This is a genomic window from Peribacillus sp. N1, from assembly GCF_054600815.1.
Genome location: NZ_BAAHZO010000012.1, coordinates 1 through 23895, shown reverse-complemented (window position 1 = coordinate 23895; position 23895 = coordinate 1). Strand labels below are relative to the sequence as shown.

Annotated in this window: 37 protein-coding genes and 1 pseudogene; 35 read left to right on the top strand and 3 right to left on the bottom strand. The window is 40.6% G+C overall.

The window, feature by feature from the left end:
- Position 1 precedes the first annotated feature (1 nt).
- The 28 genes and pseudogenes from rplP (at position 2) to rpsI (ending at position 15073) form a co-directional block, all read left to right on the top strand.
- Complete coding sequence (gene rplP / locus ACYP5M_RS25590; RefSeq protein WP_034305012.1) at positions 2-436, top strand: 50S ribosomal protein L16; 435 nt, start codon at positions 2-4, stop codon at positions 434-436.
- Positions 426-629 carry a 50S ribosomal protein L29 gene (gene rpmC / locus ACYP5M_RS25585; protein ID WP_034305010.1) on the top strand — a complete coding sequence of 68 codons (204 nt, stop codon included), beginning with the start codon at positions 426-428 and terminating at the stop codon, positions 627-629. Before rplP ends, rpmC begins: the two co-directional genes overlap by 11 nt.
- An 18-nt stretch (positions 630-647) precedes the next feature.
- Complete coding sequence (gene rpsQ / locus ACYP5M_RS25580) at positions 648-911, top strand: 30S ribosomal protein S17 (RefSeq protein WP_048677887.1); 264 nt, start codon at positions 648-650, stop codon at positions 909-911.
- A 41-nt stretch (positions 912-952) separates the two neighbouring features.
- Positions 953-1321, top strand: a complete 369-nt coding sequence (gene rplN, locus ACYP5M_RS25575) for a 50S ribosomal protein L14 (protein WP_034305005.1) — start codon at positions 953-955, stop codon at positions 1319-1321.
- A gap of 43 nt (positions 1322-1364) precedes the next feature.
- Positions 1365-1676: a 50S ribosomal protein L24 gene (rplX, locus tag ACYP5M_RS25570; RefSeq protein ID WP_034305002.1), complete on the top strand. Its 312-nt coding sequence runs from the start codon at positions 1365-1367 to the stop codon at positions 1674-1676.
- Positions 1677-1705: 29 nt separating this feature from the next.
- Entirely contained in the window at positions 1706-2245 is a 540-nt protein-coding gene (rplE, locus tag ACYP5M_RS25565) for a 50S ribosomal protein L5 (RefSeq protein WP_034305000.1), read from the top strand.
- Between the two features lie 25 nt (positions 2246-2270).
- Positions 2271-2456 carry a type Z 30S ribosomal protein S14 gene (locus ACYP5M_RS25560; RefSeq protein ID WP_034304998.1) on the top strand — a complete coding sequence of 62 codons (186 nt, stop codon included), beginning with the start codon at positions 2271-2273 and terminating at the stop codon, positions 2454-2456.
- A gap of 30 nt (positions 2457-2486) precedes the next feature.
- Positions 2487-2885 (top strand): 30S ribosomal protein S8, encoded by a 399-nt coding sequence (gene rpsH / locus ACYP5M_RS25555; RefSeq protein ID WP_034304995.1) that lies wholly within the window; start codon positions 2487-2489, stop codon positions 2883-2885.
- Positions 2886-2915: 30 nt separating this feature from the next.
- Positions 2916-3452: a 50S ribosomal protein L6 gene (gene rplF, locus ACYP5M_RS25550; RefSeq protein WP_137016892.1), complete on the top strand. Its 537-nt coding sequence runs from the start codon at positions 2916-2918 to the stop codon at positions 3450-3452.
- 32 nt (positions 3453-3484) lie between these two features.
- Entirely contained in the window at positions 3485-3847 is a 363-nt protein-coding gene (gene rplR, locus ACYP5M_RS25545) for a 50S ribosomal protein L18 (RefSeq protein ID WP_101225873.1), read from the top strand.
- Between the two features lie 22 nt (positions 3848-3869).
- Positions 3870-4370, top strand: coding sequence for a 30S ribosomal protein S5 (gene rpsE, locus ACYP5M_RS25540; protein WP_034304987.1), 501 nt, complete (start codon positions 3870-3872; stop codon positions 4368-4370).
- Between the two features lie 16 nt (positions 4371-4386).
- A complete protein-coding gene (gene rpmD, locus ACYP5M_RS25535) occupies positions 4387-4569 on the top strand; it encodes a 50S ribosomal protein L30 (protein WP_034304984.1) in 183 nt (60 codons plus the stop codon).
- A gap of 32 nt (positions 4570-4601) precedes the next feature.
- Positions 4602-5042 carry a 50S ribosomal protein L15 gene (gene rplO, locus ACYP5M_RS25530; RefSeq protein WP_034304982.1) on the top strand — a complete coding sequence of 147 codons (441 nt, stop codon included), beginning with the start codon at positions 4602-4604 and terminating at the stop codon, positions 5040-5042.
- Entirely contained in the window at positions 5042-6337 is a 1296-nt protein-coding gene (secY, locus tag ACYP5M_RS25525; RefSeq protein ID WP_034304981.1) for a preprotein translocase subunit SecY, read from the top strand. Before rplO ends, secY begins: the two co-directional genes overlap by 1 nt.
- Before the next feature lie 58 nt (positions 6338-6395).
- The gene (locus ACYP5M_RS25520; RefSeq protein WP_101225874.1) at positions 6396-7049 is read left to right on the top strand and encodes an adenylate kinase; all 654 of its coding nucleotides are present in this window, start codon (positions 6396-6398) and stop codon (positions 7047-7049) included.
- A gap of 170 nt (positions 7050-7219) precedes the next feature.
- Positions 7220-7572: pseudogene (locus ACYP5M_RS25515) on the top strand (M24 family metallopeptidase); the annotation flags it as partial.
- Positions 7573-7614: 42 nt separating this feature from the next.
- Positions 7615-7833 (top strand): translation initiation factor IF-1, encoded by a 219-nt coding sequence (gene infA, locus ACYP5M_RS25510; protein ID WP_028390440.1) that lies wholly within the window; start codon positions 7615-7617, stop codon positions 7831-7833.
- A gap of 40 nt (positions 7834-7873) precedes the next feature.
- Positions 7874-7987, top strand: coding sequence for a 50S ribosomal protein L36 (gene rpmJ / locus ACYP5M_RS25505; protein ID WP_003156543.1), 114 nt, complete (start codon positions 7874-7876; stop codon positions 7985-7987).
- A 22-nt stretch (positions 7988-8009) separates the two neighbouring features.
- Complete coding sequence (gene rpsM / locus ACYP5M_RS25500; RefSeq protein ID WP_034304978.1) at positions 8010-8375, top strand: 30S ribosomal protein S13; 366 nt, start codon at positions 8010-8012, stop codon at positions 8373-8375.
- Positions 8376-8397: 22 nt separating this feature from the next.
- Positions 8398-8787, top strand: a complete 390-nt coding sequence (gene rpsK, locus ACYP5M_RS25495) for a 30S ribosomal protein S11 (protein WP_028390438.1) — start codon at positions 8398-8400, stop codon at positions 8785-8787.
- Between the two features lie 177 nt (positions 8788-8964).
- Positions 8965-9909 carry a DNA-directed RNA polymerase subunit alpha gene (locus tag ACYP5M_RS25490; protein ID WP_034304976.1) on the top strand — a complete coding sequence of 315 codons (945 nt, stop codon included), beginning with the start codon at positions 8965-8967 and terminating at the stop codon, positions 9907-9909.
- A gap of 83 nt (positions 9910-9992) precedes the next feature.
- Positions 9993-10355: a 50S ribosomal protein L17 gene (gene rplQ / locus ACYP5M_RS25485; RefSeq protein ID WP_034304973.1), complete on the top strand. Its 363-nt coding sequence runs from the start codon at positions 9993-9995 to the stop codon at positions 10353-10355.
- A 366-nt stretch (positions 10356-10721) separates the two neighbouring features.
- The gene (locus ACYP5M_RS25480) at positions 10722-11561 is read left to right on the top strand and encodes an energy-coupling factor ABC transporter ATP-binding protein (protein WP_101225875.1); all 840 of its coding nucleotides are present in this window, start codon (positions 10722-10724) and stop codon (positions 11559-11561) included.
- Positions 11537-12403 (top strand): energy-coupling factor ABC transporter ATP-binding protein, encoded by an 867-nt coding sequence (locus ACYP5M_RS25475; protein WP_053537046.1) that lies wholly within the window; start codon positions 11537-11539, stop codon positions 12401-12403. The genes ACYP5M_RS25480 and ACYP5M_RS25475 overlap by 25 nt, the downstream gene beginning before the upstream one ends.
- The gene (locus tag ACYP5M_RS25470) at positions 12403-13200 is read left to right on the top strand and encodes an energy-coupling factor transporter transmembrane component T family protein (RefSeq protein ID WP_101225877.1); all 798 of its coding nucleotides are present in this window, start codon (positions 12403-12405) and stop codon (positions 13198-13200) included. The genes ACYP5M_RS25475 and ACYP5M_RS25470 overlap by 1 nt, the downstream gene beginning before the upstream one ends.
- Positions 13201-13214: 14 nt before the next feature.
- Positions 13215-13955 carry a tRNA pseudouridine(38-40) synthase TruA gene (gene truA / locus ACYP5M_RS25465; protein WP_230178747.1) on the top strand — a complete coding sequence of 247 codons (741 nt, stop codon included), beginning with the start codon at positions 13215-13217 and terminating at the stop codon, positions 13953-13955.
- A gap of 267 nt (positions 13956-14222) precedes the next feature.
- Positions 14223-14660 carry a 50S ribosomal protein L13 gene (gene rplM, locus ACYP5M_RS25460; protein ID WP_034304960.1) on the top strand — a complete coding sequence of 146 codons (438 nt, stop codon included), beginning with the start codon at positions 14223-14225 and terminating at the stop codon, positions 14658-14660.
- A gap of 20 nt (positions 14661-14680) precedes the next feature.
- Positions 14681-15073, top strand: a complete 393-nt coding sequence (rpsI, locus tag ACYP5M_RS25455; protein ID WP_034304957.1) for a 30S ribosomal protein S9 — start codon at positions 14681-14683, stop codon at positions 15071-15073.
- Positions 15074-15215: 142 nt separating this feature from the next.
- On the opposite strand, the gene ACYP5M_RS25450 is transcribed toward rpsI, so the two are convergent.
- A complete protein-coding gene (locus ACYP5M_RS25450) occupies positions 15216-16685 on the bottom strand; it encodes a DHA2 family efflux MFS transporter permease subunit (protein WP_459735693.1) in 1470 nt (489 codons plus the stop codon).
- Positions 16686-16840: 155 nt separating this feature from the next.
- On the opposite strand from ACYP5M_RS25450, the gene ACYP5M_RS25445 reads away from it, so the two are divergent.
- The 5 genes from ACYP5M_RS25445 to ACYP5M_RS25425 all read left to right on the top strand — a co-directional run bounded on the left by ACYP5M_RS25445 (position 16841) and on the right by ACYP5M_RS25425 (position 21002).
- Positions 16841-17389, top strand: a complete 549-nt coding sequence (locus tag ACYP5M_RS25445) for a TetR/AcrR family transcriptional regulator (protein WP_459735692.1) — start codon at positions 16841-16843, stop codon at positions 17387-17389.
- Between the two features lie 208 nt (positions 17390-17597).
- Positions 17598-18128 (top strand): ECF transporter S component, encoded by a 531-nt coding sequence (locus tag ACYP5M_RS25440; RefSeq protein WP_101225881.1) that lies wholly within the window; start codon positions 17598-17600, stop codon positions 18126-18128.
- A gap of 451 nt (positions 18129-18579) precedes the next feature.
- Complete coding sequence (locus ACYP5M_RS25435) at positions 18580-19005, top strand: DUF2521 family protein (RefSeq protein WP_101225882.1); 426 nt, start codon at positions 18580-18582, stop codon at positions 19003-19005.
- A gap of 82 nt (positions 19006-19087) precedes the next feature.
- On the top strand, positions 19088-19804 hold the full coding sequence (cwlD, locus tag ACYP5M_RS25430) for an N-acetylmuramoyl-L-alanine amidase CwlD (protein ID WP_101225883.1): 717 nt from the start codon (positions 19088-19090) through the stop codon (positions 19802-19804).
- A 139-nt stretch (positions 19805-19943) separates the two neighbouring features.
- Positions 19944-21002 (top strand): Mrp/NBP35 family ATP-binding protein, encoded by a 1059-nt coding sequence (locus ACYP5M_RS25425; protein WP_459735691.1) that lies wholly within the window; start codon positions 19944-19946, stop codon positions 21000-21002.
- A gap of 44 nt (positions 21003-21046) precedes the next feature.
- Here the strand turns inward: ACYP5M_RS25425 and gerD are convergent, their stop codons facing one another.
- The gene (gerD, locus tag ACYP5M_RS25420) at positions 21047-21607 is read right to left on the bottom strand and encodes a spore germination lipoprotein GerD (protein ID WP_101225885.1); all 561 of its coding nucleotides are present in this window, start codon (positions 21605-21607) and stop codon (positions 21047-21049) included.
- A gap of 137 nt (positions 21608-21744) precedes the next feature.
- Between gerD and ACYP5M_RS25415 the strand changes: the two genes are divergently transcribed.
- The gene (locus tag ACYP5M_RS25415; RefSeq protein WP_459735690.1) at positions 21745-22425 is read left to right on the top strand and encodes a KinB-signaling pathway activation protein; all 681 of its coding nucleotides are present in this window, start codon (positions 21745-21747) and stop codon (positions 22423-22425) included.
- Positions 22426-22518: 93 nt separating this feature from the next.
- Here the strand turns inward: ACYP5M_RS25415 and pdaB are convergent, their stop codons facing one another.
- Positions 22519-23271, bottom strand: a complete 753-nt coding sequence (gene pdaB, locus ACYP5M_RS25410; protein WP_101225887.1) for a polysaccharide deacetylase family sporulation protein PdaB — start codon at positions 23269-23271, stop codon at positions 22519-22521.
- Between the two features lie 132 nt (positions 23272-23403).
- Here pdaB and ACYP5M_RS25405 point away from each other — a divergent pair, with 132 nt between their 5' ends.
- Positions 23404-23640 carry a hypothetical protein gene (locus tag ACYP5M_RS25405; protein WP_101225888.1) on the top strand — a complete coding sequence of 79 codons (237 nt, stop codon included), beginning with the start codon at positions 23404-23406 and terminating at the stop codon, positions 23638-23640.
- Positions 23641-23895: the final 255 nt, after the last annotated feature.

Genomic DNA, 23895 nt, shown 5'->3' with positions numbered 1-23895 from the left:
TATGTTATTGCCAAAACGCGTAAAATACCGTCGTGAACACCGCGGTAAGATGAGAGGGATGGCTAAAGGCGGCACTGAAGTTCATTTCGGAGAATTTGGACTTCAAGCTCAAGAAGCTTCCTGGATCACGAACCGTCAAATCGAAGCAGCTCGTATTGCGATGACTCGTTATATGAAACGTGGAGGGAAAGTTTGGATCAAAATCTTCCCAAGCAAACCTTACACAGCTAAGCCGCTTGAAGTACGGATGGGTTCCGGTAAAGGTGCTCCTGAAGGTTGGGTAGCAGTAGTTAAACCGGGCAAAGTTATGTTTGAAATCTCTGGTGTATCTGAAGAGGTGGCAAGAGAAGCATTGCGCCTTGCAGCACACAAACTTCCAATCAAATGCAAGTTTGTAAAAAGAGAGGAAATTGGTGGTGAAACAAATGAAAGCTAATGAAATCAAAGATCTAACCACTGCTGAAATTGAACAAAAACTAAAATCTCTTAAAGAAGAACTATTTAATCTTCGTTTCCAGTTAGCTACTGGACAACTTGAAAATACAGCTCGCATCCGTGAAGTTCGCAAATCGATTGCTCGTATGAAAACAGTTGTTCGTCAAAGAGAGATCGGTGTCACTAATCGATAATGAATGGAGGTTTGCAGAATGAGCGAACGCAACCAACGCAAAATCTACACTGGACGCGTAGTATCCGATAAAATGGATAAAACAGTTACAGTTGTTGTAGAAACCTATAAAAAGCATTCTTTATACGGTAAACGCGTGAAATACTCTAAAAAGTTTAAAGCTCATGACGAGCTAAACGAAGCTAAAGCAGGCGACGTAGTACGTATCATGGAAACTCGTCCACTTTCAGCTACAAAACGCTTCCGTCTTGTAGAAGTAGTAGAAAAAGCAGTAATCATTTAATATAGTTCGGATTAAGCTAATTCCGAAGGGAGGTACCGTACATGATTCAACAAGAATCTCGTTTAAAAGTCGCTGACAATTCTGGTGCTCGTGAAGTGCTAACAATTAAAGTCCTAGGTGGTTCTGGCCGTAAAACTGCAAACATCGGTGATATCATCGTTTGTACAGTCAAACAGGCAACACCAGGAGGCGTTGTTAAAAAAGGTGAAGTCGTTAAGGCTGTTGTTGTCCGTACAAAACGTGGTATGCGTCGTCCTGACGGTTCTTACATTCGTTTCGATGAAAACGCATGTGTAATTATCCGTGACGATAAGAGCCCACGTGGAACGCGTATTTTTGGACCTGTTGCTCGTGAATTACGTGACAATAGTTTCATGAAAATCGTTTCTCTTGCTCCAGAAGTTCTATAATATGTAAAATTTGTATAAAGCCTTTCAAGGAGGTGCCAAGCTAATGCATGTTAAAAAAGGTGACAAAGTCGTAGTCATCTCTGGTAAGGACAAAGGCAAACAAGGAACAATTCTTTCTGCATATCCGAAACAAAATCGTGTGCTTGTTGAAGGAATTAACATCGTGAAAAAGCATTCCAAGCCATCTCAACTTAATCCACAAGGTGGAATTATAAGCAAAGAAGCTGCTATTCACGTATCCAATGTAATGCCACTTGATCCTAAATCAGGTAAACCGACTCGTGTTGGATATAAGATCGAAAATGGTAAAAAAGTACGCGTAGCTAAAATATCAGGTGAATCTTTAGATAAATAAGTCATAAATGAAGGGAGGTACACTAAGCAATGAGCCGCCTTAAAGAAAAATTCAGAAGTGAAATTACACCGTCATTGATGGGTAAATTCAACTATCAATCAGTAATGCAAGTACCAAACATTGAGAAAATCGTTATTAACATGGGTGTGGGTGACGCAGTTTCTAACTCGAAAGCTTTAGATACAGCTGTTGAAGAACTTACATTGATCACTGGTCAAAAACCAGTTATAACAAAAGCAAAAAAATCAATCGCAGGTTTCCGTTTGCGTGAAGGTATGCCTATCGGAGCGAAAGTTACATTACGTGGAGAGCGTATGTATCAATTCCTTGATAAGCTAGTATCTGTATCTTTACCGCGTGTACGTGATTTCCGCGGCGTTTCAAAGAAATCCTTTGACGGACGTGGGAACTATACATTAGGCGTTAAAGAACAACTTATCTTCCCTGAGATTGATTACGATAAAGTGAGCAAAGTTCGTGGTATGGACATCGTTATCGTAACGACTGCCAACACTGACGAAGAAGCTCGTGAACTACTTACTCAAGTTGGAATGCCGTTCCAAAAGTAATCTCTAAATAAAGGGAGGCGAAATCGTGGCTAAAAAGTCTATGATCGTAAAGCAAAAACGCGAACAGAAGTTTAAAGTACAAGAATATACACGTTGCGAACGTTGCGGACGTCCACATTCAGTACTACGTAAATTTAAACTTTGTCGTATTTGTTTCCGCGAACTTGCATATAAAGGACAAATTCCTGGCGTTAAAAAAGCTAGCTGGTAAAACCCGAGTTTGGGAAGGAGGTAAAATATAATGGTCATGACAGATCCTATTGCAGATATGCTTACTCGCATCCGTAATGCGAATATGGTTCGTCACGAAAAACTGGAAGTTCCTGCTTCAAAGATCAAAAAGGAAATTGCTGAGATCTTAAAAAGTGAAGGCTTCGTACGTGACTTTGAATTAATCGAAGACAACAAACAAGGTATCATCCGTATCTTCTTAAAATACGGTGCAAACAACGAACGTGTTATCACTGGTCTAAAACGTATCAGCAAACCTGGTTTGCGTGTATATGCAAAAACTGGAGAGGTACCACGCGTTCTTAACGGTTTAGGTATCGCAATTGTTTCTACTTCTCACGGAGTTTTAACAGACAAGGAAGCTCGCTCTAAACAAGTTGGCGGAGAAGTTTTAGCATACGTTTGGTAATACATTTTCACAAGAATGGAGGTGCACATTATGTCTCGTATAGGTAAAAAACCTATTGAAATCCCTGCAGGCGTAACAGTTACTGTTACTGGAAGTGAAGTAACTGTTAAAGGTCCTAAAGGTGAATTAACTAGATCATTCAGTCCTGACCTTTCAATCGTTGTTGAAGAGAACGTGTTAACTGTTACACGTCCGTCTGACGAGAAGACTCACCGTTCTTTACACGGTACTACTCGCGCACTTATCTCTAACATGGTTGAAGGTGTATCAACAGGTTTCGTAAAATCACTTGAACTTATTGGGGTTGGGTACCGTGCACAAAAGCAAGGTAACAAGCTTGTCCTTAACGTAGGATATTCCCACCCTGTAGAAATAGAGCCAGAAGCTGGCGTTGAAGTCGAAGTTCCTTCTAATACAAAAGTAATCGTAAAAGGTGCAAGCAAAGAACGTGTAGGAGCTCTAGCAGCTAATATCCGTGATGTTCGCCCGCCTGAGCCGTATAAAGGTAAAGGTATCCGTTACGAAGGCGAATTCGTTCGTCGTAAAGAAGGTAAAACTGGTAAGTAATGCCGCATAAGTAAACGAAAGGAGTGACGTAAATGATTACGAAGCTTGATAAAAATGCTACTCGTCAGAAAAGACATGCGCGTGTACGTGCTAAGCTTTCTGGAACAGAAGCTCGTCCTCGTTTAAATGTGTTTCGTTCAAACAAACACATTTACGCACAATTAATTGACGATGCAAAAGGCGTAACATTGGCAAGTGCTTCAACTCTTGATAAAGAGATCAATATCGAAGCAGGTAGCAATGCTGAAGCAGCTCAAAAAGTTGGCGAACTTATTGCGAAACGTGCTGTTGAAAAAGGTTTCAAAGCTGTGGTATTTGACCGCGGTGGTTACCTCTTCCATGGTCGTGTAAAAGCATTGGCTGACGCTGCTCGTGAAAACGGCTTAGAATTTTAATGGATAAGGAGGGACATAACAGATGCGTAGCATTGATCCTAATAAATTAGAACTTGAAGAACGCGTAGTTACAGTTAATCGTGTAGCTAAAGTTGTTAAAGGCGGACGTCGTTTCCGTTTCACTGCACTAGTTGTAGTTGGTGATAAAAATGGTCATGTTGGATTTGGTACTGGTAAAGCTCAAGAAGTTCCGGATGCTATCCGTAAAGCTATTGAGGATGCTAAGAAAAATCTAATTACTGTACCGATGGTTGGTACTACTATTCCTCACCTTGTGAACGGTCGCTATGGCGCAGGTCACATTCTATTGAAACCAGCTTCTGAAGGTACAGGAGTAATTGCTGGTGGTCCTGTTCGTGCGGTACTTGAATTAGGCGGAGTTAGCGATATCTTGTCTAAATCACTAGGTACTAATACACCTATTAATATGGTTCGCGCAACAATTGAAGGATTGAAGCAATTGAAACGTGCTGAAGACGTAGCTAAGTTACGTGGAAAATCAGTACAAGAACTGTTAGGATAAGGAGGGAAATCGAATTATGGCTAATAAATTAGAAATCACCCTCACTCGCAGCTTGATTGGTCGTCCTGAAGATCAACGTGTTACAGTTAACACTTTGGGTTTACGCAAAATGCATCAAACGGTTGTTCAAGAAGATAACCCTGCGATTCGCGGTATGATTACCAAAGTTGCTCATCTTGTTACTGTAAAAGAACAATAAAATAATTTTTAACTTAACAAGGAGGTGCCAACATGAAACTTCATGAGTTAAAAGCTGCAGAAGGTTCTCGTAAAGAACGTAAACGTAAAGGTCGCGGTATTGGATCTGGTAACGGTAAAACAGCAGGTAAAGGACACAAAGGACAAAACGCTCGCTCCGGCGGCGGTGTGCGTCTTGGATTTGAAGGGGGTCAAACTCCTCTATTCAGACGTTTACCTAAACGTGGATTTACCAACATCAACCGTAAAGACTATGCTATCGTGAATCTTGATACGTTAAATCTTTTCGAAGACGGTACTGAAGTAACACCAGCTCTTTTACTTGAGACTGGGGTTGTAAGTAAAGAAAAAGCAGGAATCAAAATTCTTGCCAAAGGAAGCATTGAGAAAAAGCTTACTGTTAAAGCTCACAAATTCTCGTCTACTGCTAAAGAAGCTATCGAAGCTGCTGGCGGTAATACAGAGGTGATCTAATGTTTCGCACGATCTCCAATTTTATGCGCGTGGGTGAAATAAGGAATAAGATTATTTTTACCCTTCTAATGTTAATCGTCTATCGCATCGGTACATTTATACCTGTACCGCATGTGAATGCCGATTTTCTCGCTGAACAGGACCAGCTGAGCGTCATAGGTCTTTTAAATACCTTTGGCGGCGGAGCACTGCAAAACTTTTCGATTTTAGCGATGGGTATCATGCCTTACATCACGGCATCCATCATCGTTCAGCTGTTACAGATGGATGTTGTTCCTAAGTTCACTGAATGGTCTAAACAAGGGGAAGCAGGGCGCCGTAAATTAGCACAATTCACTCGTTACTTCACTATTATCCTAGGATTTATCCAAGCAGTTGGTATGTCTTATGGGTTCAATAATATGTCAGGTGGACAGTTGATTGAAAATCCTGGAATTGCAACATACTTGCTTATTGCGACTGTCTTAACGGCAGGAACAGCTTTTCTTCTGTGGTTAGGGGAGCTGATCACTGCTAAGGGTGTGGGTAATGGGATCTCCATCATTATCTTTGCTGGTATCGTAGCTAGTTTGCCAACTACGGCAAATCAGATTTACGCCCAACAATTTGAAAATGCCGGTGATCAATTATTCTTACGAATCATAACGATTATCCTCATTGTTTTAGCAGTATTAGCAATCGTGGTTGCTGTTATCTTCATTCAGCAGGCATTACGTAAAATTCCTATTCAGTATGCGAAACGTGCTGCGGTAGGTCGTACACAAATGGGTGGCCAGTCTACTCATTTACCATTGAAAGTAAATGCTGCGGGGGTTATTCCGGTAATCTTTGCAATGGCATTTATCATTACTCCCACTACAATCGCTTCTTTCTTTGGAAAGAACAGCGTGACTAGTTGGATATCAACAAATCTTGATTACACCAAGCCAATTGGTATGATCATATATGTTGCTCTTATCATTGCTTTTGCGTATTTTTATGCATTCATTCAGGTTAACCCTGAACAAATGGCTGAGAATTTGAAAAAGCAAGGTGGCTATGTGCCGGGGATTCGTCCAGGTAAGAGTACACAAGAATATTTAACACGTGTTTTATACCGTCTGACGTTTGTAGGCTCTATATTTTTAGCCATCATTGCCGTTTTACCGGTATTTTTCATTAAGCTTGCTGATCTTCCTCAATCTGCACAGATTGGTGGAACCAGTTTGCTGATCGTAGTGGGGGTTGCCCTTGATACGATGAAGCAGCTGGAATCACAACTTGTGAAGAGACACTATAAAGGCTTTATAAAGTAATGAGTTTTGGGAACGGCTTGTTCCCTTTACCCATTATAGAGTTTGAGGGGGAAGAAAATTGAATCTAGTGTTAATGGGTCTGCCGGGTGCTGGTAAGGGCACTCAAGCTGAACAAATCGTAGAAAAATATAATATCCCTCATATCTCTACTGGAGATATGTTCCGAACAGCTATCAAAGATGGAACAGAATTAGGTCTAAAGGCGAAATCATTCATGGACAAAGGCGAATTGGTACCTGATGAAGTTACCATTGGCATCGTACGCGAACGGTTAAGCAAGGAAGACTGTCTCAAAGGATTTTTGCTTGATGGATTTCCACGTACTGTGGCACAGGCAGAAGCACTTGAGGGCATTCTTACTGATTTAGATCGCAAAATGAATTTTGTCATTAATATCGATGTTGATAAAAGCATCTTAATGGAAAGATTGACAGGACGTCGTATTTGCAAATCTTGTGGTTCGACATACCATCTTGTATTCAATCCTCCTGCTAAAGATGATGTATGCGACCGTTGCGGCGGAGAATTATATCAACGTGCCGACGATAATGCAGAAACGGTTCAAAATCGCTTAGATGTGAATTTGAAACAAACCAAGCCACTTCTTGATTTCTACGGAGATAAAGGATACTTGGTGAACATTAACGGACAGCAAGATATTAATAAGGTATTTGAAGATATCGATGTGTTGCTTGGTGCTTTACAAAATTAATCATTCGTATTGATTTATGAAATTCATACCATTTTTCTAACTTACTAGTTAAACTTGGTGCATTCCTATAATACAAAGGGTATAATGGATTTCGCGAGAGCATTCGCACATTTATTAATCAGGTTCTTGTACTTGGTATTCCCTGAATTGGGCGATTACTTTTTAAGTGATCTTCATGGACATATCCGGTCGGCAAAATTGATGAAGAAATGCAGTGACTCTATTGGGATTCCTAAAGAGTCGTGATATAGAGGGTTGAAAGAAGCTATGTCAGGCGTGCGCCTTTCAAACATCTCCCATGCTATTCAAACCTATGTCGAGACTAATTGCTTCTCTATTTCGAGAGTATGTCGGTCACGGAATCGGTCAAGACTTACATGAGGACCCATAAAATCCTCATTTCGGTCCAACTGATAAAGGTCCTCAGTTAAAGCCTGGTTCTACAAAATGGTGAATACTTGATGCAGAATTGTAAGACTTATGAGGATGATTGGACTGTAGTAATGTTGACGGAAAGATGTGTACCTTTAATAGGTTCACGCATAGAGAAGGGAGAATCACTTTAATGGCGAAAGATGATGTAATTGAAGTAGAAGGCACAGTACAAGAGACTTTGCCAAATGCAATGTTTAAGGTAGAATTAGAAAATGGTCATACTGTTTTAGCTCATGTATCCGGTAAAATTCGTATGCACTTTATTCGCATTTTGCCTGGAGATAAAGTTACGGTTGAGCTTTCCCCGTATGATCTAACTCGCGGCAGAATCACATACCGGTTCAAATAATCCGGTTTCGCTCCGATCTGTATAAGGAGGTTAGATAGCAATGAAAGTCAGACCATCAGTCAAACCAATCTGCGAAAAGTGTAAAGTTATCCGCAGAAAAGGTAAAGTTATGGTTATTTGCGAAAACCCTAAACATAAACAAAAACAAGGCTAAATAGAAGGAGGTGCACTCAAGCATGGCACGTATTGCTGGAGTAGATATTCCCCGTGACAAACGTATTGTTATCTCATTAACATATATATATGGTATTGGAAAACAAACAGCGATCAAGATTCTTGCAGAAGCAGGCGTTTCTGAAGAAACTCGCGTTCGTGACTTAACGGAAGACGAATTGAACAAAATTCGTGATATCATTGACAAGCTTAAAGTAGAAGGCGACCTTCGTCGTGAAATCTCCCTAAACATCAAACGTTTAATGGAAATCGGTTCTTACCGTGGTTTACGTCACCGTCGTGGTCTTCCTGTCCGCGGTCAAAATACAAAAAACAATGCTCGTACGCGTAAAGGACCTCGTCGTACTGTAGCTAACAAGAAAAAATAATTAGTAAAGGAGGTTACTTTTCATGGCACGTAAAACTAATACACGTAAACGTCGTGTGAAAAAGAATATAGAAACTGGTATTGCACATATTCGTTCAACATTCAATAACACTATCGTTACGATCACTGACTCTCATGGTAATGCTATTTCTTGGTCAAGTGCTGGAGCTCTAGGATTCCGTGGATCTCGTAAATCCACTCCGTTCGCTGCACAAATGGCTGCTGAAACAGCTGCTAAAACATCAATTGAACATGGTATGAAAACTCTTGAAGTTACAGTTAAAGGACCTGGTGCTGGACGTGAGGCTGCTATTCGTGCACTTCAAGCTGCTGGCCTAGAAGTAACTGCAATTAAAGATGTAACTCCAGTTCCACATAACGGATGCCGTCCACCAAAACGTCGCCGTGTTTAATTTTTCTGTATAGATTTTGTATTCCTGTCAATAATGGGATATAATACTGAGTTTGCGTTCTTACAGAGGATTAATTTTCAGTTGTTGCGCACAGCGGGAACGTATACATGGGGAATTTCGGTTTAAGTGAATTCGTTTACTTGCCGGGGTTTTGACGTTTTGAAGGAGGGTTTATTGATGATCGAAATAGAAAAACCAAAAATCGAAACGGTTGAAATCAACGACGATACCAAATACGGTAAATTCGTCGTAGAGCCACTAGAGCGTGGGTATGGTACTACATTGGGTAACTCCTTACGTCGTATCCTTTTATCCTCACTCCCAGGTGCTGCTGTCACAGCTATACAAATTGATGGAGTGCTACATGAGTTCTCAACAATTGAAGGCGTCGTGGAAGATGTAACATCTATCATTCTTAATGTGAAAAAACTAGCTCTTAAGATTTACTCTGATGAAGAGAAGACGCTGGAAATTGACGTTCAAGGTGACGGAGTCATCACGGCTGCTGATATCACTCATGATAGTGATGTAGAAATTCTTAATCCGGATTTATATATTGCTACAATTGGTAAAAACGGTCATATGCGTATGCGTTTATCTGCACGTCGCGGCCGCGGCTACACTCCTGCTGTTCAAAACAAGAGAGAAGACCAGCCAATTGGTGTAATACCAATCGATGCTCTTTACACTCCAGTTTCACGCGTATCTTTCCAAGTTGAAAATACACGTGTTGGACAGTTGTCTAACTTTGACAAGTTAACGTTCGATGTTTGGACTGATGGCAGTACTGGTCCGCAAGAAGCGGTAGCACTTGGAGCTAAGATTTTAACAGAGCATTTAAATATCTTTGTTGGTTTAACCGATGAAGCTCAAAATGCTGAAATCATGGTTGAAAAAGAAGAAGATCAAAAAGAAAAAGTTCTTGAGATGACGATCGAAGAATTAGACCTTTCTGTTCGTTCTTACAACTGCTTGAAACGTGCTGGAATCAATACCGTTCAAGAGCTAGCTCATAAAACGGAAGAAGATATGATGAAAGTACGTAATCTAGGACGTAAATCACTTGAAGAAGTGAAAGCGAAACTAGAAGAATTAGGCTTAGGTCTTCGTAAAGACGACTGATAACATGGCGGAATCAATCCATTATGTTGTGAGCCTTGTTATAGACACACAATATAGAACTTCAACAAAGGAGGGAATCTCTAATGGGTTACAGAAAGTTAGGACGCACTAGCGCACAACGTAAAGCATTACTTCGTGATTTAGCTACGGATCTTATTATCCATGAGCGCATTGAAACTACTGAAGCACGTGCAAAGGAATTACGTTCTGTAGTAGATAAAATGATCACTCTTGGTAAACGTGGTGACTTGCATGCACGCCGTCAAGCTGCATCTTTCATCCGTAACGAAATCGCTGACGCTGAGAATGGCACAGATGCCCTTCAAAAACTATTCAGTGACGTGGCTCCACGTTATGAAGAACGTCAAGGTGGATACACTCGTATCATGAAAGTTGGTCCACGCCGCGGTGACGGTGCACCAGTCGTGGTTATTGAATTAGTTTAATAACAACGATGAAAAAGGGCGGGACAAATGAATATACTCACTTGTTCTATGCCCTTTTTCTTTTTTTAAAATAGAAATTCTGTACTTTAGAAATTCGCATTGAGTGTTACGATGGCTGGCGGAACCTGTATCATGCAGGGAGCCTTCACGTCTAGCTCAAGCATCCCTTCCCGCTTTTGATAAGCGATTATAAGATAACCTGTTTTTCGTAACAGGCCCGCTATTAGCTGCTCTTAATTTACCGAAAATTCTTTCGGTGGAAGGGGTGCAGCGTTTTTTTATATTTTCAGAAGGAAAATTACTATATTTATATTGAGTGAGCAGAGTTTAGTTTAGACGAGTGCAGTCGAGAATGAGGAGGGCCACATGGTGAAGAAGCTGGTTTCTTTAAATAATATTGTTTTTAAATATGAGGGTCAGTCTCGAAACGCCTTGGATGATGTTTCTTTTGATATTCATCAGGGGGAGTGGCTTGCGATTGTCGGACATAATGGCTCTGGCAAGTCGACATTAGCGAAGTTACTGAATGGTCTTCAGTTCGCTAACTCAGGTACCATTACGATTAATGATCAACTATTGACAGAAGAATCCGTTTGGGATGTACGCCAGAAAATTGGCATGGTTTTTCAAAACCCAGATAATCAATTTGTAGGCACTACAGTTCAGGATGATGTGGCTTTTGGTTTAGAAAACGCCGGTGTTTCTCAGCAGGTTATGGTGGAGCGTGTTCATGGTGCGTTAAATAAGGTTAAAATGAATGCCTTTCTTAATCAAGAGCCGCACCATCTATCCGGCGGTCAAAAGCAAAGAGTGGCAATAGCAGGTGTAATAGCCCTGCAGCCAGACATAATCATCTTAGATGAAGCAACCTCCATGCTTGACCCAAGAGGCCGTGAAGAAGTGCTTGAAACAGTTAGGGAATTAAAGCAGGAAAACGATATTACTGTCATATCAATAACCCATGATCTTGAGGAAGCTGCGAAAGCTGATCGAATGATAGTCATGAACCAAGGTCGGCTATATCGTGAAGGATCGCCTCAGGATATTTTTGAATTAGAGGAAGAATTGATTGCTCTTGGTCTGGATATTCCCTTTTCAGTGAAACTAACCAAGGAGTTACAAAAAAATGGTGTTCGTGTAGTTGATGGGCATTTGACAGAGGAAGAGTTGGTGAAGGATTTATGCGAATTACACTCGATGATGTAGAATACCGCTATCAGGTGAATACTCCTTTTGAACATCTAGCCCTGCATGATGTCAATATTTCAATGGAGCCGGGAACCTATACCGCAATCATCGGGCATACAGGGTCCGGGAAATCCACGCTACTGCAGCATTTAAATGCTCTTTTAAAACCGACGAAGGGTCGGGTTTTCATTGGGGATCGGACGATTGAAGCCGGAAGAAAAGAAAAGGCTTTGCGGCCAATAAGACAAAAGGTCGGAATTGTTTTTCAGTTTCCGGAACATCAGTTATTTGATGAAACGGTTGAAAAGGATATATGTTTCGGTCCTATGAACTTTGGCGTTTCTGAAATTGATGCGAAGAAACTGGCCAGGAAAGCCATCGCGCAAGTCGGTTTGAATGAGGAAGTTCTTGAAAAATCTCCATTCGACTTATCCGGCGGACAAATGCGACGGGTGGCCATCGCTGGGGTCCTTGCCATGGAGCCGGAAGTATTGGTGCTTGACGAGCCTACAGCGGGTCTGGATCCGCGAGGACGCAAAGAAATCATGGATATGTTTTATGATCTGCATAAAGCAAGAGGCATTTCAACGATTCTGGTGACTCATAGCATGGAGGATGCAGCCAAGTACGCGGATGACATCATTATCATGCATAAGGGTACGGTGTTCAAAAAAGGAACCCCCCAGGAAATTTTCTCAGAGCCGGAACAATTAATGGAGCTTGGCCTGGATGTTCCCGATACGGTCCGTTTTCAACTAAAGCTCCAGAAGGAACTTGGTGTTCGATTTGATCACCCATGTCTTAATATCGGTGATTTAGCGATAGAAATAGATAAAGCCATGAAACGGGGGAACCGCTGATGCTGGATAAAATGATTATCGGGCGTTATGTCCCTGCAAATTCACTGATTCACAAGATGGATCCAAGGGCTAAATTGCTCCTCGTGTTCCTGTTTGTTTGTGTCGTCTTTTTGGCGAATAATGTCGTTTCTTACGGTTTGCTTGCTGTATTCACCATCCTATTGATCATTCTTTCCAAAATACCGCTTCGTTATCTTTACAATGGGTTAAAACCAATCTTTTTCTTGATCGTATTTACATTCCTTCTCCATATATTTTTTACGAAAGAAGGGGATTTGCTTTTTGAATACGGTTGGTTTGAAATCTATGAAGGCGGTCTGATTCAAGGTTTTTTCATATCAGTAAGATTTACTTTATTAATCCTTGTTACGTCACTTTTAACTTTGACGACATCCCCGATATCCATTACAGATGGGATGGAAGAGCTGTTGGGGCCCTTGAAAAAGTGGAAGATGCCTGTACATGAACTGGCATTGATGATGTCCATTGCCCTTCGTTTCATTCCAACGCTAATGGAGGAAACGGAAAAAATCATGAAGGCTCAAACTGCAAGGGGCGTTGACTTTTCATCTGGCCCGATAAAGGACAGGGTTAAATCGATTGTACCGCTGCTTGTTCCTTTATTTGTTAGTTCGTTCAAACGGGCTGAGGAATTGGCAACTGCCATGGAATCAAGAGGATACCGTGGCGGGGAAGGCCGCACGAAATATCGCCAATTGAACTGGAAGATGAGTGATAGTCTTTTGATGGTCTCAATCGGTGTTCTTACGGTCATGTTATTTTTATTACGTTCATAATAAGGAAGAGAACTATGCCAAAATATAAATGTGTGATCGCTTATGACGGCACGGATTTTGCTGGTTATCAGGTGCAGCCTGAGAAGCGCACCATACAAAGTGAATTCGAGGCAGTCTTGGCCCAAATGCATAAAGGCACAATTATAAAAGTGACAGCTTCTGGCAGGACAGATTCAGGGGTCCATGCAAAGGGGCAGGTACTTCACTTTGAATCGCCCCTTACATTCCCTACGGAAAATTGGGTAAAGGCGTTCAGCGCCCTTCTTCCGACCGATATCATCGTTCTGGAAGTCGACATCGTGCCTGACGATTTTCATGCAAGGTTCCATACGACTGGGAAAGAGTACCGTTATATCATAGCCCGCTCTAAACTGCGGGATCCGTTCCAGCGAAATTACGCTTATCATTATCCCTACCCATTAGATGGGGAGGCGATGAGGGAAGCAATCTCCTACTTGATCGGGACACATGACTTTACAAGTTTTTGTTCGGCTAAAACGGAAGTGGTCGATAAAGTTCGAACGATACAAGTGATGGATTTTGAAGAGAGCGATGGTTACATGGTTTTCCGCTTCGTTGGCGAAGGTTTTTTGTATAACATGGTGCGTATCTTGGTTGGGACGCTCCTGGATGTCGGCAGCGGCAAGATGTCACCCCATGATATGAGTGGGATTTTGGCCAAAAAGGACCGCAGTTTTGCAGGGAAAACAGCACCAGCCCAAGGCTTATATTTATGGAAAGTTTTTTACAAATAAAATTATTTTCGAAGTGATACCAGTTTTTTTACAACTGGGAAACGAGATGAACTCAGTAATGGAGCGGTTTGACGCTACACTGACCTTTTTATGGAGTTGCAGAGAGTGTTTTATAGACAACTTATCCTAGTGTAACATTCCCTTGACAATGAATCTGGGAGAAGTTAATATAATATGGTATGTATTTTAATCCCACGATAAGCCCCGGAAGTTTATTGTGATTGAAAATAAATATAAAAAATTAAAAAGTTTTTTAGGAGGTTAACCATGCGTACGACATTTATGGCGAAAGCTAATGAAGTAGAACGTAAATGGTATGTGATTGACGCTGAAGGCAAAACTTTGGGTCGCCTTTCTACTGAAGTAGCATCCATCTTACGTGGTAAACATAAACCAACTTTTACACCGAACATTGACACTGGTGATCATGTAATTCTAATCAATGTTGAAAAAATCCACTTGACTGGTAAAAAATTGACTGACAAAATTTATTACCGTCACACTATGCATCCAGGCGGTCTTAAAACTAGAACTGCTCTTGAAATGCGTACAAACTACCCTGAGAGAATGCTTGAACTTGCTATCAAAGGTATGCTTCCAAAGAATTCTCTTGGTCGTCAAATCTACAAAAAATTACACGTATACGCTGGAGCTGAGCACCCACACGCTGCTCAACAACCAGAAGTATACGAATTACGCGGATAATTACTAAGGAGGTTACTATCTTGGCACAAGTTCAATATTATGGTACTGGTCGCCGTAAGAGCTCAGTAGCTCGTGTACGTTTAGTACCAGGCGAAGGTCGCATCGTTATTAACGGTCGTGACATCAATGAATATATTCCTTTCGCAGCATTACGTGAAGTTGTAAACCAACCACTAGTTGCAACAGAAACTACTGGAAATTACGACGTTCTAGTAAACGTTAGCGGTGGTGGATACACTGGTCAAGCTGGAGCAATCCGTCACGGTATCGCTCGTGCATTGCTTCAAGTTGATCCAGAATACCGTCCATCTCTTAAAACTGCTGGTTTACTAACTCGTGACCCACGTATGAAAGAGCGTAAAAAATACGGTCTTAAAGGCGCACGTCGTGCACCTCAGTTCTCAAAACGTTAATTCTATTACCGTTTCAAAGACTCTCAACCATTTCGGTTGGGAGTCTTTTTTTATGCCCGGAAAAGTGTGTCACTGGAAATATTAAAAAGCATATCTGGGATCTCCCGGATATGCTTTATTTTCAATACTCCATTTAATAATTTTAGTTATGAGATTCACCTTGGCTTTTTTTGATTACGGCCTTTCCCGGCATGAAGCATGCAAAAATTAATGCCACAAAAGATAAGATTAACATGAAAACATAGGCATCACTTGAGCCAAAGATGGAAGCTAATGCCTTTAGTTGAATAGCTGAAATATTTTCATTTTTCATTGATAGCTCTGAGGCATGCGAAGTTGCCTGCATTGTATACACTGTGATGACAACTGCCGTTCCAATAGCACCTGACAATTGGCGAATGGTATTATTTACAGCTGAACCATGGGAACCCAATTCTCTTGGTAAAGCATTCAACCCTGCTGTATTTAATGGCATGGTAATAAAGCTCAAGCCAATTCGTAATATAATGGTACGAACCATTAAATAGCTATAGGTTGTGGATTCTTTTATATCTATGACTCCCCACATCGAAACAATGATAAATACCAAACCTGTAATAAAGAGCGGTTTAGCACCATATTTATCATACATTTTACCTGTGACAGGGGATAAGAAGGCATTAATCACAGCTCCAGGTAATAACAGTAAACCTGCTTCAAATGCTGTAAAACCTCTTCCGTTTTGCAAGTAAATGGGTAAAAGAATTAAATCAGCATACATGATCATCGTAATTAGTACATTGATGAAAGATGTGAGAGTGAAAATTTTATAATTGAATACAGATAAATTTAATAATGGATCGCTGGATTTCATTTGTCGTATACAGAATAGAGTCGACACGATCATTCCGACGAGTATTGCAGTAATGACAACGGGATCATCCCATCCCTTGCTCCCTGCGCTACTAAATCCAAATAATACACAGCCAAAACCAATCGTCGATAAAGTGACACTTATGATATCCAATTTTGCTTTTGTTGTCTCGGCAACATTCATTAAATATTTGAACGCTAGAACTATGACGATTAATATAAATGGCATTAACCCAATAAATAGCCATCTCCATGAAACATATTCAATGATAAAACCAGATAATGTAGGGGCTATGGCTGGAGCGAAAATCATCGCAAAGCCAATTGTCCCCATAATGCTTCCGCGCTTTTCGCTAGGATATAAATATAAAATAACTGTCATCATTAGAGGCATAATAATCCCGGCACCAATTGCCTGAATCATTCTTCCCGTTAACAGCACACCAAAATTCCCTGCACATGCACAAAGTAAAGATCCGATGAGCAAAAAGAACATCGAGCTAATAAATAGCTGCCTTGTTGTAAACCGTTTCATTAAAAAGGCAGTAATCGGCACTAACACACCATTCACTAGCATAAATCCTGTTGATAGCCATTGTACAGTTGCGGCCGTTACATGAAATACATCCATTAAACCACTCAATGCAACATTTAATAGTGTCTGATTTAATGTTGATAAAAAACACCCAGCGATCAATACAATTAATAAAACTTTTTTATTTCCTTCCGTTATGTCCACTTCTGTCGACAACCCCTTCATTTTTGACTTGCATTCTCAACACCGTGTCGATAAAATCGATGGTAACAAAAAAATATGTTGCTTACCATGAACAGTTTTCTTGAAAATGTTCACTAATCGACATAGAAATATATGCTGTTGAGAAAGTCAGGGAAAAATCTATAAAGGAGTTAAAAATGTCTATACCAAAAAAAGAAGATCCTCGTACAATTCGGTCAAGGGAAATGTTTAAGGACGCTGTCATTGCTCTCTTACGCGAGGACCCCATAATTTCAAATTTAACGGTTCGGAAAATCGCAGACAAAGCAGGATTAAATCGGACAACATTTTACCTGCATTATCAGGATATTCAAGATTTACTAACGCAAATCACCGATGAGATTTTAAATGAGCTTTCCGATAAAATTTTTGCTTTAATACATGCAAAAGATTTATCAGAAAAACAACAGCTAACACAATTGCTTGATTATTTATATATTCATCGAGATTATTTACTTATTTTATTTAAAACGAATCAGTTTGAGGACCAGTTGTTTTCATTGTTAAAGCAATTAGTAGAAATTAGAAGGAAGAATACCAAAAAGGATCTACCTGCTGAATATGTTGACATTGACATTAAAACAGCCTCATTGGTAGGCATTATAATATGGTGGTTAAGAAAGGGGCTTCATTTTAGTTCAGATTATATTGCCAATCAAATATATTTAATGTACAAGGTGCAATGATGTTGGGGGTGTTCTTTGTCCGGAAAAAGATTTGTCCCATTTTCAGCATCAGATCCAAGTAAAAGGCCGCGGCGGCGTTGGTGACGGGTGTGTTCCATTTGTTTACACTTGAGTTTATTTATGTAATACAGAATTTTTTGTAAAATCCATATTTATTAAGTTCCTGTTTAGGAGTATGATAATACTTAAAAAAGAAAGAGGACTTCATATGAATTCAACATACTCACCAATTGAAACAACTAAAACAAAAGCCTTGGTCATCAATGCGCTATTCATTGCATTAACTCTTGTAGCGACAATGTTCATCAACATCAAGCTTCCAATAATGGGTAACGGCGGCCTGATCCATCTTGGTAACGTTCCCCTTTTTATAGCAGCCTTGGTATATGGCAAAAAAACAGGAGCGATAGCAGGCGCCTTCGGTATGGCCTTCTTCGACCTTTTCTCTGGTTGGGCAGCGTGGGCACCGTTTACATTCGTCATCGTAGGTACAATGGGCTTTCTAGCCGGCCTTATATCCGAAAAGGTACCGGGCAAAAGAGAATGGGTATACACTATGGCCGTTGCCGTTGCATTGGTTATAAAAATCGTCGGCTACTATTTTGTCGAGGTTATTCTTTATGGTAACTGGATACAGCCATTTGGCTCCATCCCCGGAAACGTGATGCAGGTCGTAATAGCTGGTATAATTGTAGTGCCGCTTGCTGGTAGATTAAAGAAAAGAGCTGGACAGATATAAAGTAAAACATGGGAAACCATTTCAAAACATTGTGTAGGCGCCACCGATTGAATTTAGGACAGTTTAAAAGTTATATAAAAGGACATCCGTTTACCATGGATGTCCTTTTATCTTAATAGATCTCAAATAGTATTGATCAAGGTTCAAAGAGACACACGCAGTGAGCGACCCAAGTCGGCAAGGTCAGCCTCGGGTAGCGGCCTGAGTGGCGAGTTATGGGTGATAGTTCCGAGTTTTCTGCCATTAAACATCATCCGAAATGTTCAGTTTGCCCTTTGACCATGGAAGATAGCATTTTGCATATCGATACGCATTATTAAATTACTTGCCAAACCTATCCTTATTATTTTTTGCCAATGGAATAAATGAATGGTTCAAAATAGAAGGCTAAAACTAAATTATGTCTTGGGAAATAATTTTGGGAAATGGGGAATTGCCCCGGAGGTGAATTATGGCTGTGATATTAGGTTTACAGGAGATGCAAAGGGAAAGGCAATTGAAGTTCGAACGCAGGCTGCTCAGGGAACTTTCTATCGAGGATATGAAGGGAAGGATTCAGCGTTACTTCGGACAGGACTTGATGGATGTTTTGGAGGAGGGCTACTTTGATGTTGCCATCGAGGCTTATTTATTAGGAGCCAACTATAGTAAGTTTGGCTATTATGGTGAGTCGGAAGAAGATGTTAGGTCCAGGTGCTGGAAGGAAGAGAAATTTTTGGTGGATACTCTTTTTAACTTCATTTTGTATTGGCGGGAAGTTACGGCGAATAATGCTTTTGATGAGGGTTTGTTTTATTGCTGTGAAGGATTTGTAGGGGATTGGTGGCTGGACGGCTTTAAGACTGGTGAAAAACGATATAAAATGAAACTGCATTAGGAAGGCAAATTCCCATTCCTTGTTCTATTTCCATGGTTTGTCCCATACTTTTTAGTAGAGAGATCATGGAAGGGGAACGGTCATGCGCAGAAAGCTGAAATATACAGGAATCGCTATGGGATTGTTTGTCCTTTTTTTAATTGTAACTTTTAAATTTGTTGAAGATGATTCTTGGGACTCCTGGAACCTTCCGTTGGCAGGTAAGGTCATCATTCTGGATGCAGGTCACGGAGGAATGGACGGCGGGGCAAATGTACAAGAGATTATGGAAAAGGAAATTGCCCTTTCCGTTTCATTAAAGGTCAGGGACTATTTGCAGGAACAGGGTGCCCTTGTCATCATGACCCGTGAGAAAGATGAGGATTTGGCACAGGGAAATACAAAGGGGATCCGCCAGCGAAAACAGGAGGACTTACGGAATCGGGTTGAAATGATCAATGATTCGGAAGCGGACTTATTCTTAAGCATTCATTTGAACTCTTTTCCATCAGCGTCATCGAAAGGTGCCCAGACCTTTTATACAAGCAGGTTTGAAGAAAATGAACAGGTGGCAAAATTCATTCAGACTGAAATCATCAGGAACCTGGAAAATACAAAGCGTGATGCAAAAACGATTAATCATGTGTATTTGATGAATTATGCTAAGAAGCCGGGAGCGCTTGTGGAAATTGGCTTTCTTTCCAATACCGAGGAAAGGGAACGCCTTGTCAGTGATAAGTATCAAGAAAAGGTTGCCAGCTCGATTTATATGGGGATTTTACGGTACTTTACAGAGGGAAAACTATCAGAAGAAAAGTGATGTCTGGGTCTTGTAAGGTACAAGGCCTCTTTATTATGGGAAAATAATCAGGTTTTTCATGCGGGGCAGATAATAATCTTTCTTTCCGTAATATGTTATACTGAAAAATGGGAAAATAAAATTCAAAGGGGTGCTCGACTTGCTAACAGAAGAGAAAGTACTGAATTTATTAAAGGATCTTAAAGACCCTTTTCTACATAAAAACCTTGAAGAGACAAATGGAATTATAGAAATCAAAATAAAACCTGAAAAGAATCATGTAAGCGTTAAACTTGCGATTGCGAAAACGGGGACCGCCGAGCAAATGCAAATGCAATCGGAAGTTGTGGACTTACTGAAAACGAACGGAGCGGAATCGGTAGGCATCCGTTTCGCGGAGCTTTCTGAAGAGGAGTTAGCCAAGCACCGTGAAGGCATTCCTCAGGATGAAGCGGACCAAGGCTTGCTTGGCCCTAACAGCAAGACACAATTCATCGCGATCGCCAGCGGTAAAGGCGGAGTGGGAAAATCTACGATTTCAGTGAATTTCGCCACTTCACTTGCTCGTTTAGGTAAAAAGGTCGGACTGGTTGATGCCGATATTTATGGATTCAGCGTACCTGATATGATGGGGATAACAAAAAGACCGGTTGTTCGCGGGGAAAAAATCATTCCTGTAGAACGGTTTGGCGTTCAAGTTATCTCAATGGGCTTTTTTGTAGAGGATAACGCGCCGATCATATGGAGAGGGCCAATGCTGGGGAAAATGCTCAACAGTTTCTTTAATGAAGTGGAATGGGGAGATTTGGACTATTTGGTCCTTGACTTACCGCCGGGTACAGGCGATGTTGCTTTGGACGTTCATACGATGCTCCCATCATGTAAAGAAATCATCGTTACGACACCGCATCCGACTGCAGCCTTCGTTGCTGCAAGAGCTGGTGCCATGGCCATCAAGACAGAACACGAAGTCATTGGTGTCATAGAGAACATGTCATTCTTCGAAAGTAAGACGACGGGTGAAAAAGAATATGTCTTCGGAAAAGGCGGCGGAGAGAAGCTTGCAGAAGAGCTTCGTACAGAAGTTTTAGGTCAACTTCCCCTGCAACAGCCGGATTGGAACGAAGAGGACTTTGCTCCATCCATTTACGCAGCGGACCATAGGCTCGGCAGGATTTACGAAGATATTGCTAAGAAAGTCATTGAAAAACTACAATAAAAATAAGGCTGATTCCGATTGGAATCAGCCTTATTTCATTCTTTTTACTTTTTCTCCTTCTCAGCCGCTTTAGTGGCTGCTTTATCCAATTTCTCTTGCATTTTAGCCTGGACGAGAGGACTCTCCATGGTTTCGATGATCAGCTCTTTGTAGACCGACCGCATCTCCTTGGTTTTTAATAACTTATTCATTTCTTTTTCCATATCCGGTTCTTTCATTATTTCCATGAGCATTCCACGATACTGAGGATCGGCAGTTAAGTCCTTCAATACCTTTTTATGTTCGTCTTCTAATGCTTTAGCATACGCGGAAGCGAATTCGGGATCATTAAATGTCTTTTTCCAAAATTCCTTCCCTTTATCTGAAGTGACCATATCTTCAATGGATTTCTTAATGTCATCCGAATCCATAATAAGTTCAGCTTTCGTTTTATCGTCAGTAATGATATCCTGGATGGCTTTTTTTCCATCATCTGTTTTCAAGATATCTACGACCATCTTCTTTGTCTCTTCATACTCCATTTTTTCTGCGCCTGCTCCATTTTGAGCACAACCGGAACAAACGAGTAAGAATGACGTGAAAAGCAAAGCAACTCCCACTCTCATACGCAGGGCCCCTTTCATCCTTCTTACTGTTAATATGGTTCCAATCGGCGATATTATTCCTTGGTGGAATAAGTGGATTTTTCCAAATTTGGTTGGTACAATTAAGGAAATGAAATAGAAATGTATGGAGGAAAACAATGAACAGCCGTAATTTAGTTAAATTGTTTTTAACAACATTGCTTATAGGTGGTGTAATGGGCGGAGTTGTAGGTTTCTTGGCCCGGTGGAATGAGTTTAAGCCTTATTTCTCTTCTTTTGATGTCAGTGCCATCCTATCAACTTTTATTTGGTTATTCGGTGTTGGATTAATTTTCAGTGTCATAAGCCAAGCTGGCTTTTTTGCCTATTTAACGATACATCGTTTTGGTCTCGGAATATTTAAAAGCGCTTCCTTATGGAATGCCGTTCAACTTGTACTCATTCTTTTTGTTGTTTTCGATCTTGTTTACCTGCGATACCTTAGCTTTGGTTCAGGCGAGGGGATCAGTTCCTACATCGTGTTAGCATTGGTTGTATTGGCCTCGGGGCTTGTTACAGCTTATTTCAAAATGAAACAAACGAATAAACAGTCATTCATCCCGGCTTTGTTTTTCATGGTCGTGTTCACGGTGTTGGAGTGGATACCTGTCCTAAGTGCCAATGATGAAAGCTGGCTTTACTTCATGCTGTTTCCATTGCTGGTCTGCAATGCTTATCAATTATTGGTCCTGAGCAAATTGATTGAAATTTCACAAAAGGAATTGGCCAGTAAAAGAGGGCGTAAGCAAACTCCGGCAAATGGAAAGATGAAAGCCGGTGAACTTGGTGAAGGCAGATAACCTATATGTATGCCGGGCCATACTTGAGGAAGTCAAAACATAAAAACTGCGTACTAAAGGTTCAAGGAGACCATTAGTACGCAGTTTTTTCAGTCAGCGAATTTCCTCACTGCTTGCTGATGAATTGGAAATCATCTCTGAAACGTTAACGAAGTTTAAATTTTTTGTTCGAAGTTCACTTATTAACTCCGGTAAAGCCTTATTCGTTTGTTTTGCTGAGTCTGAAGCATGTAATAAGATGATATCACCCTTTTGGGCCTTGGTGATGTTCTGTACGATCCGGTCCACACCCGGATTGGTCCAATCCTTTGAATCGATGCTCCAATGGACAACGGTGTATCCGAATTTCTCGCTGATTTTTAAGAGGCGTTTATCAAAGTGTCCGGTGGGAGCGCGTAAAAGTTCTATATTCTTTATATTAAGTTTTTTAAATGCTTCCTGGGCTTTAGAAATATCCCGGATGATTTCCTGATCTTCCATTTCGGAATAATCCTTATAATCGTAACCAAGGATGCCGATTTCATATCCTTCTTTCACAATTTCCGCTACTATGTCCGGATGACGTTCAGCCCAGGATCCCGAGAGGAAAAATGTGGCGGATTTAATCTCTTCCCTTTTTAATGTTTCTATTATCGGAGCGGCTTTCTCATCACCCCAGCCGATATTGAACGTGATCGCAACATTCTTTTCCCCTTTATAAACAGCTTTCGGCCCATCATCTGTAGAAAAAACGGGAGCATGAAGAATGTTTTGTACAAAAAGGAACCAAGCGGTAAAAAGTGCCGTAAGTAATATTAACGAATAATATTTGATCTTCTTGGCTTGAAGCACCATGAAAAATTTCATTAATCCATCCCCTTGTCCAAAGTACTCTTGTCTTCAAATTTATGCGCGAGGATTATTGTTATGCAAAAAAGTCAGTTGAAAATTCATAAAAATGCTGGCAATGGGGAATGCTGTCTGATGGAGGTGTGAACCATGCTCGGTTTATTGATTAATGACAAGGAAAAGATGGAATTGGAGTACCTTTTAAAAAGAGAGATGGATGAAATACTATTCGATCTGCAGGATGACAGAATCGATCACTTGGTCAAAAGGGCTATAAACGAGAAATATAACATCCTTTTCAGACTGTTTAAAAGGGTGAGCACCGAGGAGGAATGCCTAATCTATATGAGGGGAAAAAAGAATTTGTCCAAGTGGAATCAGTCATGAGATTCAAAAGTGAATTATATTCAAAAAATCTATTGACTATTGATTTATACGCTGGTATATTATAAAAGTTGCTGCAACGTAAAAGCTTTTGAAAAAGAATGAAAAAACTTTTTTAAAAAAGTTATTGACGAAGTAGTAATAAGATGTTAAGATATTAAAGTCGCTAAGAGATACGGCGAACAAATTGCTCTTTGAAAACTGAACAAAACAAAGCGCCAACGTTAAATTTTAAGTGAGCACACACTATCAAAAAAG

Coding starts and splice junctions, on each gene's coding strand:
- rpsE (WP_034304987.1), top strand. CDS start 3,870: ATGCGTAGCATTGATCCTAATAAATTAGAACTTGAAGAACGCGTAGTT.
- rplR (WP_101225873.1), top strand. CDS start 3,485: ATGATTACGAAGCTTGATAAAAATGCTACTCGTCAGAAAAGACATGCG.
- ACYP5M_RS25475 (WP_053537046.1), top strand. CDS start 11,537: ATGCGAATTACACTCGATGATGTAGAATACCGCTATCAGGTGAATACT.
- rplN (WP_034305005.1), top strand. CDS start 953: ATGATTCAACAAGAATCTCGTTTAAAAGTCGCTGACAATTCTGGTGCT.
- ACYP5M_RS25435 (WP_101225882.1), top strand. CDS start 18,580: ATGGCTGTGATATTAGGTTTACAGGAGATGCAAAGGGAAAGGCAATTG.
- ACYP5M_RS25405 (WP_101225888.1), top strand. CDS start 23,404: ATGCTCGGTTTATTGATTAATGACAAGGAAAAGATGGAATTGGAGTAC.
- truA (WP_230178747.1), top strand. CDS start 13,215: ATGCCAAAATATAAATGTGTGATCGCTTATGACGGCACGGATTTTGCT.
- ACYP5M_RS25445 (WP_459735692.1), top strand. CDS start 16,841: ATGTCTATACCAAAAAAAGAAGATCCTCGTACAATTCGGTCAAGGGAA.
- rplO (WP_034304982.1), top strand. CDS start 4,602: ATGAAACTTCATGAGTTAAAAGCTGCAGAAGGTTCTCGTAAAGAACGT.
- ACYP5M_RS25415 (WP_459735690.1), top strand. CDS start 21,745: ATGAACAGCCGTAATTTAGTTAAATTGTTTTTAACAACATTGCTTATA.
- ACYP5M_RS25490 (WP_034304976.1), top strand. CDS start 8,965: ATGATCGAAATAGAAAAACCAAAAATCGAAACGGTTGAAATCAACGAC.
- ACYP5M_RS25440 (WP_101225881.1), top strand. CDS start 17,598: ATGAATTCAACATACTCACCAATTGAAACAACTAAAACAAAAGCCTTG.
- rplM (WP_034304960.1), top strand. CDS start 14,223: ATGCGTACGACATTTATGGCGAAAGCTAATGAAGTAGAACGTAAATGG.
- rpsM (WP_034304978.1), top strand. CDS start 8,010: ATGGCACGTATTGCTGGAGTAGATATTCCCCGTGACAAACGTATTGTT.
- rplE (WP_034305000.1), top strand. CDS start 1,706: ATGAGCCGCCTTAAAGAAAAATTCAGAAGTGAAATTACACCGTCATTG.
- rpsQ (WP_048677887.1), top strand. CDS start 648: ATGAGCGAACGCAACCAACGCAAAATCTACACTGGACGCGTAGTATCC.
- rplF (WP_137016892.1), top strand. CDS start 2,916: ATGTCTCGTATAGGTAAAAAACCTATTGAAATCCCTGCAGGCGTAACA.
- ACYP5M_RS25470 (WP_101225877.1), top strand. CDS start 12,403: ATGCTGGATAAAATGATTATCGGGCGTTATGTCCCTGCAAATTCACTG.
- secY (WP_034304981.1), top strand. CDS start 5,042: ATGTTTCGCACGATCTCCAATTTTATGCGCGTGGGTGAAATAAGGAAT.
- rplP (WP_034305012.1), top strand. CDS start 2: ATGTTATTGCCAAAACGCGTAAAATACCGTCGTGAACACCGCGGTAAG.
- ACYP5M_RS25480 (WP_101225875.1), top strand. CDS start 10,722: ATGGTGAAGAAGCTGGTTTCTTTAAATAATATTGTTTTTAAATATGAG.
- cwlD (WP_101225883.1), top strand. CDS start 19,088: ATGCGCAGAAAGCTGAAATATACAGGAATCGCTATGGGATTGTTTGTC.
- rpmJ (WP_003156543.1), top strand. CDS start 7,874: ATGAAAGTCAGACCATCAGTCAAACCAATCTGCGAAAAGTGTAAAGTT.
- gerD (WP_101225885.1), bottom strand. CDS start 21,607: ATGAGAGTGGGAGTTGCTTTGCTTTTCACGTCATTCTTACTCGTTTGT.
- pdaB (WP_101225887.1), bottom strand. CDS start 23,271: ATGAAATTTTTCATGGTGCTTCAAGCCAAGAAGATCAAATATTATTCG.
- rplX (WP_034305002.1), top strand. CDS start 1,365: ATGCATGTTAAAAAAGGTGACAAAGTCGTAGTCATCTCTGGTAAGGAC.
- ACYP5M_RS25450 (WP_459735693.1), bottom strand. CDS start 16,685: ATGAAGGGGTTGTCGACAGAAGTGGACATAACGGAAGGAAATAAAAAA.
- rpmC (WP_034305010.1), top strand. CDS start 426: ATGAAAGCTAATGAAATCAAAGATCTAACCACTGCTGAAATTGAACAA.
- rplQ (WP_034304973.1), top strand. CDS start 9,993: ATGGGTTACAGAAAGTTAGGACGCACTAGCGCACAACGTAAAGCATTA.
- rpsH (WP_034304995.1), top strand. CDS start 2,487: ATGGTCATGACAGATCCTATTGCAGATATGCTTACTCGCATCCGTAAT.
- rpmD (WP_034304984.1), top strand. CDS start 4,387: ATGGCTAATAAATTAGAAATCACCCTCACTCGCAGCTTGATTGGTCGT.
- infA (WP_028390440.1), top strand. CDS start 7,615: ATGGCGAAAGATGATGTAATTGAAGTAGAAGGCACAGTACAAGAGACT.
- rpsK (WP_028390438.1), top strand. CDS start 8,398: ATGGCACGTAAAACTAATACACGTAAACGTCGTGTGAAAAAGAATATA.